Raw genomic sequence first — 16673 nt, forward strand, 5'->3', positions numbered from 1 at the left:
TACATCGGCTGAAACATGAAGTTTGCTTGCCCAACTTCCCCCTCGGTGTTAAGATGATAAAAACTTGAAACTCCTGAACGGCGCGTACAGTACGGCCCCACACCCATCTATTTATTCACTATACATAGAAAGGAGGATTCGGTATGGAGGTACCCAAATACCGGTCCTTGAAAGATCACGTATACGATTACATTGCCCAGAAGATTCAAGACGGGACGTTGCTTCCCAACCAGAAGATCAACGAGGCAGAAATATGCAAAAAGCTGGACATCAGTCGCACGCCTACTCGGGAGGCGCTTTTCCAGCTGGCTTCAGACAATCTGCTGCAATACATCCCACGCAGGGGATTTATTGTCACTCCTTTTGATGCAGGCAAAAAACTGGAATTCTCCCAAGCGATCGGTGTGCTGGAGGCACTTGCTGCCACACTTGCAACAGACCACCTCAGACCATCTGAACTTTTGGAGATGGAAACTCTGGTTGTTCGAATGGACGAAGATATCAGCCAGCTTGATCTTGCTGCCTACAACAAGAACCAATATCAGTTCCATAATCTGTACATTCAGCGATGTGGTAATGCAACAGTCATTGAGATGTTAAACACATTGAAGAACAGTTTCATCCGGCAATCTTATGTTAGCGATAATAAACCAAAGCTATCTGAGGTACTGCTCGAAGTTAATGAAGAGCACCGGCAAATTTTAAGTGCTTTTCGAGCCAAAGATAAGAACCAACTGGAAGCCCTGCTCAAACACCACTGGCGGATTATCGACAACGATATGCTGTAGTACGTGCTGTCGAAACAAACCAAAGGCAACCCACACGATTGTGTGAGTTGTCTTTTTCCTATTTTTCCTTTTTGACCTCCAACGGTGCCCTAGCCGCAAAAACAGCATATCCCAACTTTTTGCCGTATTTCGCGAGCAAACGATCATTGGTTTGACTCATTCGCTGCATACGTTCATCCTCAAACCAATTCATATCGATCTCGCGATGTGGATCATGATCAACGCCCCATTTTCCCATGGATCGCGAATGTTCTTTGACCTCTACCTTGGTGAAACCACACTGCTTGAAGCGTTTTCTCCATGCTGTGGCCGTTACCAGGGTTCGTATACCGTAAAATTGCTTTAACCTGCGACACATCAATTCGGTCTTCTGGCCTGATAGAACCATCTCCCGATCCACTAAAAGTCCACCAGGTTTCAACACTCTTCTATACTCAGCAAGTGCACTCCGCCATGGGGTGAAGATCGTGACCGACTCTACAAATACCACATCAAAATGATTTTCCGGAAAAGGTAACGATGTTACATCCGCCTGAACAAATCGAACATCCACCCGTTCTCGTCTCGCTCGCCGAACTGCCTTATCCAGCATATTGCGATGAAGATCAATCGCCGTTACCCGATATCCACTTTTAGCCAGGTAACACGCAGTCCTCCCAGTGCCGCACCCTATTTCAAGAATATGATTACTCACAGGCAGAGATAAGCCATCCAGCAACTTCAGTGTTGCCAAAAATCCTCCAGGATGGGCACTTCCCTCCCCTAACCGAGCCAGCATGTCATGATAATCCACGCGACATCCCCTCCTCACTTCTCCCAGTGTATGGAGCAGATTCAAAAACGGCTCCTCCCTATTCGATTTTCCGGGTACTCGTCCATACCAATTGCTCTTCTTTTTACTATGATATACAAACCGTTGAATTCAAGCGGCAACCGCATCTAATGAGGAGGATTTGCATGTACAGAATTAATCGGGTATGTGAAGAAACGGTTTCTCCGCACGTTGGACGTTCCGTTTGTCTCGTTATGAACGACGGTAAGCATATGTATGGTACGCTTAGTCAATGTCGTGATGGCAAAATTTATTTGAACGGGTGTTTCGAGGGACCACGGCTGTGTTCAGTCAAATCCAAACAGCAGCTGGTAAAAAGCAGCAAGAAAAACGCTGTTGCAACAAAAAAAGTTAAATCTTCGGCCTACGGTCGATATGGTTACGGAGGATACGGTGGGGGTTACGGCTATGGAGCAGGAATCGATCTGGCTCTGGTAGCAACATTGTTTCTGCTGCCGTTCCTGTTCATCTAAACTCCAATCTGATCGTTGTAAAAATTGTAGTCATAACAAAGACCCTTTTTGCTTATAGCGAAAAGGGTCTTTATCTTTTTCATATGATTCACATCAATCACACTATATTTTTCTGTTAAAAAATGATACAAAAAAAGGCATTCGCCAAAACGAATGCCGGGAACTTCATATTTAATACCCTTACCTTCGCACAGGGTGTCTATTTGATCTTAAAAAAAAACACCTCGTTAGAGGCGGGTAAGCTATGTTAAATCCGATTTCCTTTAGGCATCGTTTTCAGATTACTATTCGAATTCTCAAGCAATGGTAGCATCCTAGTCGTGCTGACCATCTCAGAAGCACATATCGGACAAGTAGGTACGTTATCAAACGCAAAATTGTCCCGCATCCATCCTTTGCACGTATCACTCGTACATTCCCAGATTGCCGCATCAGCTTGTGGAATCTCTTCCAACGGTTTTTTGCGATTATACATGACTTCTACCCCCTTTGTTATGGAAAAACATCTAACCGACGTTATTTCACAGAAGACTACACTTAGCGGAAGTTTAACGTCCCACCGGACTCCTGCCTCGACAACTAATGGGCCGACTTTTATATAACTGATCAAAAAAAAGAAGCTGCCTTTACCATTATAACATGTTAAAGGCAGCTATGCTTTAATTACAGTTTTACAACTTCTTCTGCTTGAGGACCACGGTTTCCTTGTACAATTTTAAATTGCACGCGTTGACCTTCGTCCAGCGTTTTGAAGCCTTCGCCTGTAATAGCGCTGAAGTGTACGAATACATCTTCTCCGCCTTCAACTTCGATGAAACCGAAGCCTTTATCAGCGTTGAACCATTTTACTGTTCCGTTTTGCATGTGAATTACACCTCCAAATAAAGATTAACATGTTCCTTTGTTCTTTGCAGCAAGCAAATAAAAATTCACACATTGAAAAAGGTACCAGTCATAAACCTATAAGTGATCGCCCTTTACAATATATGAATTAGGTTTTCCACTCTCTACAACTTGTTTTTATTATAACTCCATTTCAGCCAAAAAGCAAATCTTTGTATTTTCTTTTCAAACAGCTTTGGAAATACATGTTATTAACACGCGTGGGGCCAGGGTTTATCACGCTTATGTGCCTGGTCGCTTGCGTACGGTCTTATGAAAGGATATGCAGATCTAATCCATCTTATACATTTTTTATATAATATTCTGACATGCATATCCAACACAACCAATGAATCATCTTACTCCAGTATAACACACTATGTCCATGCCCACATAAATGCATCCCGATCCCAGGCGATCTGCCCACGATGAAGCTTTCGGAAAGCCTTCTTCACTTCCTTGGACAATGATGTATTGCCGTTCTCGTTCACAAAAACAAACTCTTCGCCAAAATGGGTCTTCACATATTCTATGGCAGCTTCCTGATGAAGTGTTCCTGTGAATTTAATCTCCTGTACCATCCATTCCGCTACACCTTGTGCTGTCTTCTCCACTATATCACCTACTGTCTAAACCTAATGTACGGATAGGCAGACCTCGTATCATGAACATATCTGTCTTCCCGTCAGACTGAAGTATACCATGATCCAACTGCTGACGGGAAACTGTATGATAACTACTTTCAAGCAATACCCGCAATACCCTTAATGAACAACCGTATTCGCTTGCTCACTCCCTTTGGATGGAATGGACGAATTTGTTCGAATGCTCCACACTAACCATGCACAGTAAGCAATCAGTACTGCCAGTATAAACAGATCGTAAGGGAGTGTACCTGTGTCCTCCAGATCATTCCCTAGAAATTGAATCAGATTATGTATGAAATGAAACAATATAAGCGGTACGATATTTCCGTTCTTCAGCATCAATAACGCCAGTACAGCTCCCAGGAGCAGCGCATAGATCAATTGTATGATCGTATCCGTCATATCCTGACCAGACAATGCGTTCAATAGATGTGTAATGGAAAACAAGATGCTGGAGGTCACAACTGCGGCCACTGCACTTTTTTGAAGCAAGGTCTTGAAGATAAGCCCCCGATAGATCGTTTCCTCAACAAAAGCTACGAGCAAGGTAAAAAAGATGAAAAAGGCTACCCGTGACAAGCTCAGCTCCCCAAATCCTTTCAGGGCAAGTGTACCCAGTACAAGGAGTAGTGGAATATAATACTTTGCATGGCCAGCTGGGATACTTCGCAAAGATCGGAAGCCAGTCTCTCTCCACTTGCGCCTTAACGTCAGATAGATCATCAGAACAATGGCGATGGGTGTAAAGGAAATGAGTACAGGGGAAGTGTAGTCGAGTTGTTTTATCGTTGCAATGGCCCCTGCTGCAAATACGGCTAACAGGAGAAGCAGCTCAATAATCACAACGGTGAGTACAGGTTTCCGCTCGGAAAAGGAATGTTTTGGCTTGGCTTGCGGATTAATCATACATTTGCCTACCTCGTTTCATTTATGTTTTCCGTTGTCATAAGAACTTATATGCCAATATAGTTGTATCACATTATCCGTATATTGAATATTCCTATTATGGATAAAACTATAAAAGTAACAAAAAAGAGACTTATCCTGACTTCTTTTCCCCTAAAATCAGGTATGGCTTATACCTTTATCTGTCCATTATAGTATTACAAGAGTTCAAAGTTGCAGGGGTGTGGCGACTCATCAGCGTCTTATATCTATGAAGTACCCATAACGATAGACTCACAATGCATAATGAAATCAGGGGGATACTATGAAAGCATTCTTTCAGCGCTGGGGGCATTTACTGGCTATTCTGTGCATACCGCTCCAAGGCTCCATTTACGTATTTCTAGGCAGCAACACCGGAAGTGATGTCTTCTACAATTATGCTTGGATTGACACACAGATTCCTTTTCTCAAAGAATTTATTTATCCGTACATTAGCTGGATGCCCATTCTGTATCTTGGATTTCTCTATTTGGGTCTGACGAACAAGTCGCTATTCTGGCGTACGTTGATTACCTATAATGTTGGTGTCATGGCTGCCAATGTCTGTTTTGCGGTGTTTCCTACCCATGTCCCGCGCCCGGAGATCGGCGGAACTGATCTGAGCAGCGTGTTAGTACAGTTTATCTATACCAATGATGCGCCCTTCAACTGTTTCCCAAGTGTTCACGTTCTGACCAGCTATTTGCTGTTTATTGTGATTAACAGACACTTGAACTTTAGGCCTTTGGCACGGATTTCTTGGTCGGTATGGCTGTGGTTGATCATTGCTTCAACGGTGTTTGTAAAACAGCATTCCTTGCTGGACATCGCTGGAGGCATTTTGTTTGCTGAGGCCGCGTATTGGACTGTACATGTCTTTGCTCTTCGTCTTGGGCAGGCACGAAAAAAAGGCAAGCAGCCACTCACAGCTTCTAACCCAAGCAGTCATGTATAACGACATTTATTGATGTAACAGGTGGGATGATGATCCTGCTATACAGCAAAAGAGGGCATAGGCCCTCTTTTTTTGTACTCATTTAATTAAACCTACTTATATAGAAGAACTTTATTTGGGTTGGACTACGCGTTTCACGCTATAGGTGGTCGTTCATGAAGAAGGTCAGACGGTGGACTTCCGGTTATACGTTTGAATATGCGGTAAAAATAAGACAGGTCCCGGTAGCCGAGAAATTCGGCAATTTCCTGGATGGAGAGTTGTGACTCAGTGAGCAGATATATGGCTCGTTTCATCCGTTGATCATGGACATATTGACTGATGGTCTGATTTGTCATGCTTTTGAATAATGCGGCAGCATAATTGGGAGTTTTATTGATCTCGTCCCCGAGTTCTTCCTTCGTCACTTTCTCCCGATAATGCCGCTCAATATATCGCTTCATCCGTTCAACATGATTATGCCTCTCCGGCGGGATAACTCCACGATCAAGCTCCCTGTTCATATAAATCAACACTTCCATCAATAAGGCTTGGCTCATCATGACATAATAAGACGGACGCTCCTGCCATTGTTGATAAATAGCGCTCATGCGTTGATGGATCAGTTCGTAACATCCAGGTTTATGCCGCAAAGCCTCATACCGTTCCAGTGCAGGCAGAGTTTCGGTATGGTCGCGTTGCAATTGAATTACAATCTGTGTGTGCGTTACTGTAGGAATACTCTTGCCGTAATATGGGGTACCACCTGGAATGAGGAGCAATTCCCCCTTTTCCATGATCTGTTTATCACCGTTCACCCAATATACACATTTTCCATAAGTAACCAAGCTAAGCCGCCAAGTTTCTTGAGATTGCACAGCTTCTTCGTACCAACCGACACCATTAATATGTCGTACTTCAAGTGGAGTGACCATAACACACCTCATTATCGGACTATACTCTAATCATTGTACTATAGTTCATACCCTGATTCGACAGAAAACGCTACAATACACATATAAGCTTAAATATGAGGAGGAAATTAGCATGTTAAAAACAAAAATTATTTGTACCATGGGACCTGCTTGTGACTCAATCGAATTGTTAAAAGTAATGATTCAGGAAGGTATGACCGTTGCCCGTCTGAACATGGCTCATGGCGAACTGGAAGATCACGTTACACGGATTAATAATATCCGCAAAGCAGCTTCCGAACTGAACACCTATATACCGATCATGATGGACATCAAAGGGCCGGAAGTACGTATCGGTAAACTGAAAGAAGCATCCTGCCATCTGCAAGCTGGTAAAGAGTTGATCCTGACTACCGAAGAAATTCTTGGTGACGCTGAGCGTATCTCGGTAAACTATCCGGAACTGAACCTCGTTGTGAAACCTGGCGATCGTATCCTCATCGATGATGGCCTTGTGGATCTGACTGTACTGTCTGTGGAAGGATCCGATATCCATTGTAAAATCATCAGTGGCGGCATTCTGAAACCACGCAAAGGGGTTAACTTGCCAGGAATCAAAACGACATTGCCAGGTGTAACCGAGCGTGACGTTATGCACATCGGATTTGGGATCGAAAACGATATCGAAATTATCGCAGCATCCTTTGTTCGTAAAGGTGATGACATTCGTGAAATCCGCAGCATTTTGAAAGAACGCGGTGTAGACCACGTTCAGATCATCTCCAAAATCGAAAACCAGGAAGGTATGACCAACCTGGACGATATTATTGAAGCATCTGACGGCATCATGGTAGCTCGTGGAGATCTCGGGGTTGAAGTTCCGATCGAAGACGTACCAATGATGCAAAAAGAAATGATCGATAAATGTAACCGCGCTGGTAAACCAGTTATCGTAGCTACACACATGCTGGAGTCCATGCAAGTGAACCCACGCCCTACTCGTTCCGAAGTTAGTGACGTGGCCAATGCTGTACTTCAAGGTGCTGACGTTGTGATGTTGTCCGGTGAATCAGCTGCTGGTAAATATCCGGTACAATCTGTGCGCACGATGGCTGCTGTTGCTCGCCGTGCTGAAACGATGATCGACTACAAAGAGCAATTCGCACAAAAATCGGCTCAACAGATCGCTGATATTACTGAAGTTATCAGTCAGGGCGCTGTAAGTTCTTCCCTCGTACTGAATGCAAAAGCAATCATCACTTCAACTGAGAGTGGATTCACAGCACGTATGATCTCCAAGTATCGTCCAAAAGCACCAATCATCGCAGTTACACAACATGAAGAAGTATTGGCGAAAATCTGCCTGCTCTCCGGTGTTATTCCGGTTATGGGCGACAAAGTAACAACAACGGATGAAATGTTCGAGTCTGCTACGCGTAACGCAATCAAAACAGGTTACATTGAAAAAGGTGATATCATTGTGTTGTCCGCTGGTGTTCCAATCGGTCAATCCGGTAATACAAACCTGATCAAAGTTCAACAAGTTTAATTCAATAACTGAACTGAAGCTATATATCTTAGCTATAAAATAGAAATAGAAATACAAAAAACCACCGGGAGCAGAAATGCTTCCCGGTGGTTTTTTGTTGATGTTGTTGCCAATGATCGTGATGTTATAACAAACGGCTTCGAGATTATAGATTCCTCGAGTAATTAACCAGATCCTGTGACATGGTGTTGATCTCATCCATTGAAGCATTTACCTGCTGTGTCAGGGCAGCCTGATTTTGTGTTAACGTGGACATATTACCGATATGTTCAAGAATCTGATCAATCAATGTTTTCATCTTCTGCATGCTATCTTCGATATTTACTGTGGCCTCCGAACTGTGATCAGCCAGTTTCCGCACTTCACCTGCAACGACGCCAAATCCCAGTCCCAGCTCTCCCGCTCGTGCAGCTTCAATGGCTGCATTCAACCCCAGCAGATTGGTCTGACTCGCAATCTCTCGAATAAATACGGTGATATTCTTCGTATCATCTGCACTGCTTTTCACTTGAATGGCTGCATCGGCAGATAATTCCTGCGCAGTCACCAGATCCTGTGCCTGATCGGTAATCGAGTTGATTCCACGTACCATCTCGCCAATGGACTCCGACAATTGTTTTGTTTTCAGATTCATGGCTTCCACGATCTGTTCCTTATTCTTCTCATGGGTAACATCTCGAATGGTTCCAGCTACACGGAGTGGTACTCCATCCTGATCCCGAATGGTCTCCCCACCCGCGTGATACCACCGATACTCCCCGTCTTTGCGTTGCAGACGATAATCCAGATCGTACGGTGTACGACCACTGTAATCGTTCATATGTCTGGCAAATTCGTTGATCGTCCGATCATGGTCTTCCGGATGAAGTCGGCTACTCCAGCTGCTGAACACATTCGGGAAATCCTGCTCGTCTTTAAACCCTAATTCTTTACGGAACTGGGGTGACCACCAAAATTCATTGTTCGGATTAACTACATCTCCAGCCACAACGGTCATATCCCACGGAGCCTCCACCAAGGCGCGGTTAACCAGATCATATCGGGTGACGAGTGCTTCCAGCTCATCAGACTTGCTCTTCTCCTCATGAATATCAAACATGATGCCCAGGAGTTTGACCGGAACTCCAGCCTGATTTCGGATGACTTGTCCAAGGCATCGGAACCAGCGGATTTCTCCACTTTTTGTAATCATACGGCTGATGACGTTATAGGCAGTTGTTGCTCTTGTGTCATTCACATGTTTCATAATCTCCTGCACCAGTTGGGGTCTGTCATCCGGATATATCGATTTGGCCCAGCTTGCAAATGAATCGGGATAATCCTTGGCATTATGGAAGCCTAACATTTGGCGGAATTCATTCGAAAATGCGACGATATTATTGTTATCCAGTGGATCACCAGCAACAATTTTTGATTCCCATAATCCCACATTCATTGCCTGATTCAGCATTCTAAGGCGCATTTCCACGTCTTCGTTTTGAGCTTTCATCATATGTACTGCTTTTTTGATATTACTAGCTATTTCATCAGTATCCTGAAACTCAATGCCATCTTCAATCCATGCGTCATAGTCGCCCTTTTCTGCGTTTGCTACCAGTTTACGACTATACTCCAATAATCTCTGATGAGTATCTGTACGAAGGTGTTTGGTCGATTCAGTACGTTTACGAAACATGCTCATTTCTCCTCTTAGCTCATATGATATATATTTCGACATTATCAGACATTAAGTGTAGAGCAATGGTCTTAATTTTGTATAAAAACAAGAACCAGCGCTGAAACAGCACTGGTTCTTATCTTAATTGCCTTTATTTTTTATGAAAATAAATCTTAAATGACTACCTCTTCCCAGCTACCAGCCAAAATTCAGTGTTTTCCCCGTCTCCACCCAAGTTTTGATGCTGCTTAGAATCATCCACCAGCTGCTCTGTGCATTCGCAACGGAAGGATGGTTATCTGTAAATTGATCATTGATCAGCGTCAGCTTCGTACACTCACCTACAGTTTCCAACTGAAAGACCACTCTGGATTGAAGCTCGGCATGATTCGCATGGTACGACGGTCCAGGATGCTCCTGATAACTAAGTCTGGACAACGGTTCAAATTCTAATATATCTCCATACACATGGACAGTCTCCGCACCATCATTGCCCGGTCCTACATAAGCAAACGGCTGACCTGGTTGGAAATTGGTGCGGAGTTCGCTGCCGAAAAAACTATTCCGTGTGCCGTCTGGTGATATTAGAGCATTCCACACCTCTTCCAGTCCTGCATTGATATAGAATTCATATTTCAGTTCCATGGACTCACTCCCTTTATGTATTGGATAAGCGATCTGCCAACCTCGCACCCCTATCCTATCGTTATACCCCAAAGGCCGTATTGTAAAAACGCGACAACAGGTAAAATATAAGCTCTTTATGTTTTTGGGAATGTTATACCATGATCCCAACGGATTGCGCCTATATAGTGCTTTCCCAGAAGATCAGATATACTAAACTGGAATGAAATAACAGGTCTGTTCAAGGTAATGCGACTAATTAAGAAAGGAAATGAGATATGAGCCAATCAACCAATATTATGGGTATCCCTTTTCCCAATGTCACGATGGATCAAACCGTTGCGATCCTTGATAAAGTCGTAGATCAGGAAAGCAATGAACTCTTCCATGTCATCACAGGTAATCCCGAGATTGTTATGTCCTGTCAAAAGAATGCCTCTCTTCGCAAGGTTGTCGATCAAGCCGGGTTGGTCACGGCTGACGGTGCTGGCATTGTGATGGTATCCCGTTTCCGCGGCGGACAATTGACTGAACGGGTAACCGGTTGTGATCTGCTGTTTCGTTTATTAGAGGAAGGTGATCAAAAACACTGGTCATTTTACATGCTGGGAGCAGAGGAAAGCGTAAGTGAACAGGCCGTGAAAGTTATTGCGCAACGTTATCCGGGAGTTGTTGTAAAAGGCAGACACCATGGTTACTTCCAGGCAGATGAGGAACAACAGATTGTGGAAGAGATTTGTACTGCTCAACCAGACTTTCTTATCGTGGCTCTTGGCGCCCCCCATGCGGAACACTGGATTAACAAGTATCGCCACCAGTTGAACGCTCGTGTAGCCATAGGTGTTGGAGGCAGTCTCGATATCGTGGCCGGCAAAACCAAACGTGCCCCTGCGATATGGCAGAAGCTTAACCTGGAATGGCTCTATCGCCTCCTCAGTCAACCTTCGAGATGGCGCAGGCAACTCATTTTACCCCGTTTTGCTGTGCGGGCATTGTTGTTCAGAGAACCTAAATAATGTGAGATGAGCAGTACACCAGAGGAGTACTTACACTCTAGACATCCCCATGGTGAGCGCCGAGGGCTGATCAATTAGAAACCTGTCCTGAAAATCAGGACAGGTGAATGACTTCTATGGTATCCCCCGTGTGAATTACACCTTCCCGTTCAACCGAGCATACAATCCCACGTTTTTTGCGAGCCGCAGGCACGAATTTTTTGCGCAAACCGTCCTGTTCATAGAATTGTTCAATCATTTTTCCCGGGTGTACACAGGGAAGGTTCTCCCCTTCGCATATTAACCCTGTCCCGTTTGGAAATAGGAGCCGCGTTCCAGCAGGCAGTTCCGTCAATCGATCAATGCCACGAACCAGTATATTGGCACCAAGCCACTCTGGACGCACTTCAGGAATGTTCATTTTCTCAGCAATAAGAGCACATTCTTCCTCAGACACAATACTGATCTGGCGGCGATTCGCAATCGGTGTACCACGCTTGTAGATTTTCTGACGTGAGTCCGCCGGACGAAGCAGACCATAATGACGGTCACCCGGAATTCCTGCAAGCTCAATGTCGATAAAAGGTACAACTCGGGTCACAAATGTGGATGGATCATCAGCCAACATGACGAATTGAACTGTTCCCATAGTAATCTCCTCCCTTTCCTGAGCAATATTACTTCTTTATTGTTCATTATTACCCAATGAATGGATTGTCGACAATCGGCGTATGCTTACCTTTGTAACCATTTTTTAATTTCAACATCAAAACTCAACTGGAAAACGATAAATGATTTTAATAATACGCAATTAAATTGTTACAAATTAAATTTACTCTTTCCGTTCTTGTTGCAAACACTTATACTAGGATGGACAAGTAAATAAATTACATATCAGAAAGCAAGGTGTTTCCTTTGATTAGTATCATTTTTGTAGCTCTTGTAGCTGTCGAACACTTCTATATCATGGTGATGGAGATGTTTATGTGGACTCGTCCACGCACAATGAAAACCTTTAATCTCACGCCGGAATTCGCCAAATCCACCAAATCTCTCGCGGCCAATCAAGGTCTTTACAATGGATTTCTTGCGGCAGGTCTGATCTGGGGACTCGTATATCCGGATGCTGCCGTTGGACAGCATATTCAGATTTTCTTCCTGGCGTGTGTGATTATTGCGGCTCTTTATGGAGGAGCAACTTCTTCACGGTCGATCATTATCAAACAAGGTTTGCCTGCGATCATTGCGTTGTTGCTAGTTCTGTTCCTGTAATTTCTGTCGAATGGTGCATTGCTTCGATTCATGTTAACTCCTTTATGGTAAGGTAGTGAATAGATAGCAGTGTACAATGACCAGAATCGTTCTGGAATTGGAAGGAGAACATGTCATGGGATTGTTTGACAAGCTTCGGCGGCGCAAAAAGGAGAAAGTACCTGCAGGTGGTGCTGTCGAATCGACGAATTACAGTGAAACCATCGTGGGTTTTGTCCTGCTGGAGCGTGACGATTGTGATTTTGACCTCTTCATCAGGAACATGAAGAACGAATGGGATATCGAGATTGAAGAACGCCCAGAGGAGGGCAATCTCTTTTTCGAAGTGAAGGGGATGCAGGTGGTATGTGCTCACATTGCTGCGCCTGTGCCTGACCGTGAAGTTGAGGAGAATGCCAAGTTAAACATCCTTTGGCGAGAAGCGGAACAAGTTACCTCACGGCACCAGTCTCAGATTATTGTCTCTGTTCTGAACGCAACAGATGCAATTGAGGGACATGTTCTGTTCACTCAAACAGCAAGTGCCTTGTTACAGTTGGATCACGCGCTGGCCATATACATGGCCCCACTTGTTGTTGAAGCCAGTCAGTATGTCGAAACCAGCCGTGGGATCAAACATGATGAGTTGCCAGTCTCGCTCTGGATTTTCATCGGATTATTCCAGAATGCCGAAGGCGCTTCAGCTTACACTTACGGACTACGTAACTTTGGAAAAGAAGAGATGGAGATTATGCAATCGTCTGAATCCTTAAGCGATGTATTTGAGATGATGTTCATGACCACAACGTATGTGGTTGAGAACGACGTCACACTGCATGATGGGGAAACACTAGGCTTCTCGGCAGAACAAAAGCTGAGCATTTCCCTTTCCAAAGGTGTAGCAACGGAAGGTAACAGTTTGAAGCTTGGCTTCTAATTTACGTAGGATTTTCAATTTATCATGTTACAGTTATAGAGGCCGTCTGGAGTTCATTCTCTGGGCGGCTTTTAGCTATTTAACCTTCCTTCCAATGAAGATATGATAACAATCCCTGAATTTAACTTCCCTAGGAATAAGTAGTCCATAAGAACCACTTAATTATGAATTTAGTTTTCATTCTCGTTATAAAAAGGTATAATTAATAGTCTTATAGTCTCATATATTACATATTTATTTTATTATCGAGGAGTTGCCTACATGTCTGTTAGACGTTTGGATTCAACTAAACCTATTATTGAAATTATCTGGGAAGGTATTGTTTCTCCGGAACATGTCGAACAAACGAATACAGAAATCCAGAGAATAGCGGAACAATTGGGAAATTCGTTTGATGTGCTAGTAGATATGCGGAACATGAAGGCTTTCCCTCAAGACACCAAAGAAAAAATTGTGGAACACCAGAAATTACTGACACATTGGGGTATGAAACGAGCCAGTGTATCGGTAGGTGGTGCAATCGCCAAAATGCAATTGAATCGGATTTCCAAAGAATCGGCGCACCAGACTGAATTCCAATGGGAAACGTATGACGAGGCTTTGGCATTTTTGTTGAAATAATATTAAAGTGCTACGGACTTAGTATAATAAGAGAGATACCGATGCTGTACATGGCACACAGAAAGAGGCGTTCCCATGAGGAAACGCCTTTTTCTTTTGCAGTTCCACTTGGTTTACTCAGTTTTGCCAGTGATCCGAACGCTCATCATTTAAGATTCAAGTTTACTTACACGCACCATCGTTACTGATGTACCATTTAGGGACTCCTCCACGAATCCTAACCGCTTATATAAGCGAATCGCTTGGTTATCCGGGTCAACACTGAGCGAGACTGCTGCAATCCCCCGCCGTTCAACCTCATCTAATGCGGTCTGAAGCAGTAAGGTACCTACTCCTTTTCCACGTGCATCTTCCGTTACAGCCATCCCCATCTCTGGCGTAGCTGCATTCACATAACCGTATCCCGCATTCTGATCCGTATAGAATCTTAATGTTATTGAACCTAGTCTCTTGCCCTGCTGGTCAACTGCAACATACCCGAAATCACCTTCTCTTCCCCAGTCTTCAACGTATTTGGACAGTCCGGGAGTATGAATACTTTCGATTGGAAGAGGTTCATCACCTTCTCTTCTATGCAGGGATGCGTATAACATCTCCCACAGAAAGGGGATATCCTGTTCTTCAATAGGGCGTACATAATAGTTGGTTATGATGGTCATGTTTGCTCCTCCTTCAGCTTTTCAAAAAGGCGGTCCATCTCATTCAGATTAAACTCATTGGTAATCTCGTAGTCCTGAAATTTGTCTCTTGTTTTCGCGCCGCTATAGATGGAGATAGATTGTTCATTATAAAACGTGATTCCGAAATCTTCAGTAAAGCGACCTTCTTTATTAATAGTAAGTCGCCACTCATAGTAATGCGGATTCCTTTCAGAAACGTCGAATTCCCGTACTCTTTTGAGATCAACATCCTTTAATAACTTCAGCATGTCTCTAATCTCTTTGGGATCTGTAATCGTTATTTCATCATCTTCATTATACGGTTCATTGTTGGAAATTTTCCTAATCGTCAGTCGATCCAATGTATCCAGCATCGTCATATGATCGGTAACCTCTGCTCGAAACGTCGTATGTTTGCTGGGGATATACATAGTATATTGACCAGAGGTATACATACGCACTGCAATAGCTAAAAAAACAATAATCATGGCGATACCCATAATCATCTTGATTCGTTTAATCATCCCAATCCCCTCTCTAGATCTACATAAAACATATAAATTGGTAATTATTGATATATTCCAGTATAACATCTCACTCCTTCTGTTCCAATGTCATTTCTTATCTCTGGTCTCTCAATTACGATGACGTTTTGGGCTACACTAAAAATTAAAGATTTAAACAAACAAGCCGCGTTCTCCCATAGGGTGAGCGCGGCTTGTTTGTTTACTTTGTTATATTGTTTTATTACCTATTCAGAACGAGGTAAGACGATAACCCTTATCCCGAGCCATGAATATGACACACGTAGACTTGGCCTCACGTCTGTTCAGCGTACGCCGAAAACTATTTGTTTTCAGCTCAATACACGACCTGCTGATTCTCGGATAACCAGCTCGGGCTTCAGCACAATCTTCTGCGGTTCTTTTCGCTCATCCTTTAACTCTTCAATCAACAGATCTACAGCGCGATGTCCCAGTTCTTCAATTGGCTGGGCAACGGTCGTAAGCGGTGGACTGGTCACCGAAGCCAGAATGGTATTATCAAATCCGATAATCGACACATCCTCTGGCACGCGTAGGCCCAGCTCTTTGGCTGCCTGAAGTGCACCGATGGCCTGAATGTCATTACAACAGAACAAACCTGTCGGGTGATCCTTCTCACCGAGCAGCAATAGCGCCTCTTTTTTGGCCGAGCTCAGGTCAGCTGCCGATTCTCGGATCTGATTCGGTTCCAGCGTATGACCTGCCTTAATCAGGGTTTCACGGAATCCACGTACACGTTCCTGACTGCTGCTGACTTTGGACGGTTCCGACAGAACCGCTACACGGGTGTGCCCAAGTTCAAGCAGATGCTCCGCTGCGAGTGCTCCACCGAGAATGTCATCAATGGTGACTGTATGAACCGACAGGGATGGCATATGACGTGCAATCAAAGCGACAGGGATGGACTGCTGCAAAAGTGGTGACAAAATTTCGGCATTATCGATCCCGGTTCCGATCATCATGCCATCGACCCTTTTTTGCTGAAGCAGATTCAGGTAACGCTCTACCCGCTCGTCCTTATTATCCGTACTGCAGATGACCACGCTGTAACCCAATTGACGGCTTCGATCCTCCACGGCTCTGGCGAGTTCTGCGAAATAAGGGTTTGAGATGTCCGGTACGAGCAGCCCCAATGTATACGTCTGCTTCCCTGTAAGTGCAGCTGCGATCGCACTGGGTTGATAGTGAAGGCGTTCCATGATCTCCATAATCTCAGCGCGCCGCTTCTCGCTGATCTTGCCTTTGCCATTAATGACCTGCGAGACGGTTGCAATGGATACACCCGCCTCGCGTGCTATATCGTATATGGTTGCTTTCATTGTTGTTCCCCATTTGTGCTATATATAAATTTCGTTATACATAGATAATTGTTCTCTTCTCATTATGCAGGGGGAAGTCTGCATACGCAACTTGAAGCCAGCACAATGTGCGTAGCATG

20 protein-coding genes are annotated in these 16673 nt (G+C 44.1%); 8 read left to right on the forward strand and 12 right to left on the reverse strand.

Going from position 1 to position 16673, the window contains the following annotated elements; translation table 11 throughout:
- The first annotated feature begins 143 nt into the window (after nt 1-143).
- On the forward strand, nt 144-788 hold the full coding sequence (locus MHI01_RS17085; RefSeq protein WP_315371174.1) for a GntR family transcriptional regulator: 645 nt from the start codon (nt 144-146) through the stop codon (nt 786-788).
- A gap of 58 nt (nt 789-846) precedes the next feature.
- Here the strand turns inward: MHI01_RS17085 and MHI01_RS17090 are convergent, their stop codons facing one another.
- Complete coding sequence (locus tag MHI01_RS17090; protein WP_315371173.1) at nt 847-1581, reverse strand: class I SAM-dependent methyltransferase; 735 nt, start codon at nt 1579-1581, stop codon at nt 847-849.
- Between the two features lie 164 nt (nt 1582-1745).
- Between MHI01_RS17090 and MHI01_RS17095 the strand changes: the two genes are divergently transcribed.
- Entirely contained in the window at nt 1746-2093 is a 348-nt protein-coding gene (locus MHI01_RS17095; RefSeq protein WP_074093127.1) for a hypothetical protein, read from the forward strand.
- A gap of 247 nt (nt 2094-2340) precedes the next feature.
- Here the strand turns inward: MHI01_RS17095 and MHI01_RS17100 are convergent, their stop codons facing one another.
- The 4 genes from MHI01_RS17100 to MHI01_RS17115 all read right to left on the reverse strand — a co-directional run bounded on the left by MHI01_RS17100 (nt 2341) and on the right by MHI01_RS17115 (nt 4528).
- Entirely contained in the window at nt 2341-2568 is a 228-nt protein-coding gene (locus tag MHI01_RS17100) for a cold-shock protein (protein WP_017691121.1), read from the reverse strand.
- Nucleotides 2569-2756: 188 nt separating this feature from the next.
- Nucleotides 2757-2957, reverse strand: a complete 201-nt coding sequence (locus tag MHI01_RS17105) for a cold-shock protein (RefSeq protein ID WP_024633772.1) — start codon at nt 2955-2957, stop codon at nt 2757-2759.
- A 395-nt stretch (nt 2958-3352) separates the two neighbouring features.
- Nucleotides 3353-3589, reverse strand: a complete 237-nt coding sequence (locus MHI01_RS17110) for a DUF6953 family protein (RefSeq protein WP_036607962.1) — start codon at nt 3587-3589, stop codon at nt 3353-3355.
- A 150-nt stretch (nt 3590-3739) separates the two neighbouring features.
- The gene (locus MHI01_RS17115; protein ID WP_315371172.1) at nt 3740-4528 is read right to left on the reverse strand and encodes a CPBP family intramembrane glutamic endopeptidase; all 789 of its coding nucleotides are present in this window, start codon (nt 4526-4528) and stop codon (nt 3740-3742) included.
- A 304-nt stretch (nt 4529-4832) separates the two neighbouring features.
- Here MHI01_RS17115 and MHI01_RS17120 point away from each other — a divergent pair, with 304 nt between their 5' ends.
- Nucleotides 4833-5504, forward strand: coding sequence for a phosphatase PAP2 family protein (locus MHI01_RS17120; protein ID WP_315371171.1), 672 nt, complete (start codon nt 4833-4835; stop codon nt 5502-5504).
- A gap of 134 nt (nt 5505-5638) precedes the next feature.
- On the opposite strand, the gene MHI01_RS17125 is transcribed toward MHI01_RS17120, so the two are convergent.
- Nucleotides 5639-6418: a helix-turn-helix transcriptional regulator gene (locus MHI01_RS17125; RefSeq protein ID WP_036607966.1), complete on the reverse strand. Its 780-nt coding sequence runs from the start codon at nt 6416-6418 to the stop codon at nt 5639-5641.
- A gap of 112 nt (nt 6419-6530) precedes the next feature.
- Here MHI01_RS17125 and pyk point away from each other — a divergent pair, with 112 nt between their 5' ends.
- Nucleotides 6531-7946 carry a pyruvate kinase gene (gene pyk / locus MHI01_RS17130; RefSeq protein WP_036607968.1) on the forward strand — a complete coding sequence of 472 codons (1416 nt, stop codon included), beginning with the start codon at nt 6531-6533 and terminating at the stop codon, nt 7944-7946.
- Nucleotides 7947-8091: 145 nt separating this feature from the next.
- Here the strand turns inward: pyk and MHI01_RS17135 are convergent, their stop codons facing one another.
- Nucleotides 8092-9621: a methyl-accepting chemotaxis protein gene (locus MHI01_RS17135; RefSeq protein WP_282319668.1), complete on the reverse strand. Its 1530-nt coding sequence runs from the start codon at nt 9619-9621 to the stop codon at nt 8092-8094.
- A gap of 177 nt (nt 9622-9798) precedes the next feature.
- On the reverse strand, nt 9799-10248 hold the full coding sequence (locus MHI01_RS17140; RefSeq protein WP_282319669.1) for an SRPBCC family protein: 450 nt from the start codon (nt 10246-10248) through the stop codon (nt 9799-9801).
- Nucleotides 10249-10505: 257 nt separating this feature from the next.
- On the opposite strand from MHI01_RS17140, the gene MHI01_RS17145 reads away from it, so the two are divergent.
- Entirely contained in the window at nt 10506-11243 is a 738-nt protein-coding gene (locus MHI01_RS17145; protein ID WP_340983700.1) for a WecB/TagA/CpsF family glycosyltransferase, read from the forward strand.
- Nucleotides 11244-11337: 94 nt separating this feature from the next.
- Here MHI01_RS17145 and MHI01_RS17150 read toward each other — a convergent pair whose 3' ends face one another.
- Entirely contained in the window at nt 11338-11871 is a 534-nt protein-coding gene (locus MHI01_RS17150) for an MOSC domain-containing protein (protein WP_017691131.1), read from the reverse strand.
- Nucleotides 11872-12137: 266 nt separating this feature from the next.
- On the opposite strand from MHI01_RS17150, the gene MHI01_RS17155 reads away from it, so the two are divergent.
- From MHI01_RS17155 to MHI01_RS17165, 3 genes are all read left to right on the forward strand, one after another.
- The gene (locus MHI01_RS17155) at nt 12138-12494 is read left to right on the forward strand and encodes a DUF1304 domain-containing protein (RefSeq protein ID WP_036608019.1); all 357 of its coding nucleotides are present in this window, start codon (nt 12138-12140) and stop codon (nt 12492-12494) included.
- A 76-nt stretch (nt 12495-12570) separates the two neighbouring features.
- Nucleotides 12571-13410 (forward strand): DUF4261 domain-containing protein, encoded by an 840-nt coding sequence (locus tag MHI01_RS17160; protein WP_340983701.1) that lies wholly within the window; start codon nt 12571-12573, stop codon nt 13408-13410.
- A gap of 261 nt (nt 13411-13671) precedes the next feature.
- A complete protein-coding gene (locus MHI01_RS17165; protein ID WP_340983702.1) occupies nt 13672-14031 on the forward strand; it encodes a hypothetical protein in 360 nt (119 codons plus the stop codon).
- 149 nt (nt 14032-14180) lie between these two features.
- On the opposite strand, the gene MHI01_RS17170 is transcribed toward MHI01_RS17165, so the two are convergent.
- The 3 genes from MHI01_RS17170 to MHI01_RS17180 all read right to left on the reverse strand — a co-directional run bounded on the left by MHI01_RS17170 (nt 14181) and on the right by MHI01_RS17180 (nt 16554).
- Nucleotides 14181-14690, reverse strand: a complete 510-nt coding sequence (locus tag MHI01_RS17170; RefSeq protein WP_340983703.1) for a GNAT family N-acetyltransferase — start codon at nt 14688-14690, stop codon at nt 14181-14183.
- Nucleotides 14687-15214, reverse strand: a complete 528-nt coding sequence (locus tag MHI01_RS17175; RefSeq protein WP_340983704.1) for a hypothetical protein — start codon at nt 15212-15214, stop codon at nt 14687-14689. The genes MHI01_RS17170 and MHI01_RS17175 overlap by 4 nt, the downstream gene beginning before the upstream one ends.
- 332 nt (nt 15215-15546) lie before the next feature.
- A complete protein-coding gene (locus MHI01_RS17180) occupies nt 15547-16554 on the reverse strand; it encodes a LacI family DNA-binding transcriptional regulator (RefSeq protein ID WP_340983705.1) in 1008 nt (335 codons plus the stop codon).
- Between the last annotated feature and the right edge of the window lie 119 nt (nt 16555-16673).

Source organism: Paenibacillus sp. FSL M7-0656 (assembly GCF_038003225.1).
In the GTDB taxonomy this organism is placed as follows: Bacteria; Bacillota; Bacilli; order Paenibacillales; family Paenibacillaceae; genus Paenibacillus; species Paenibacillus amylolyticus.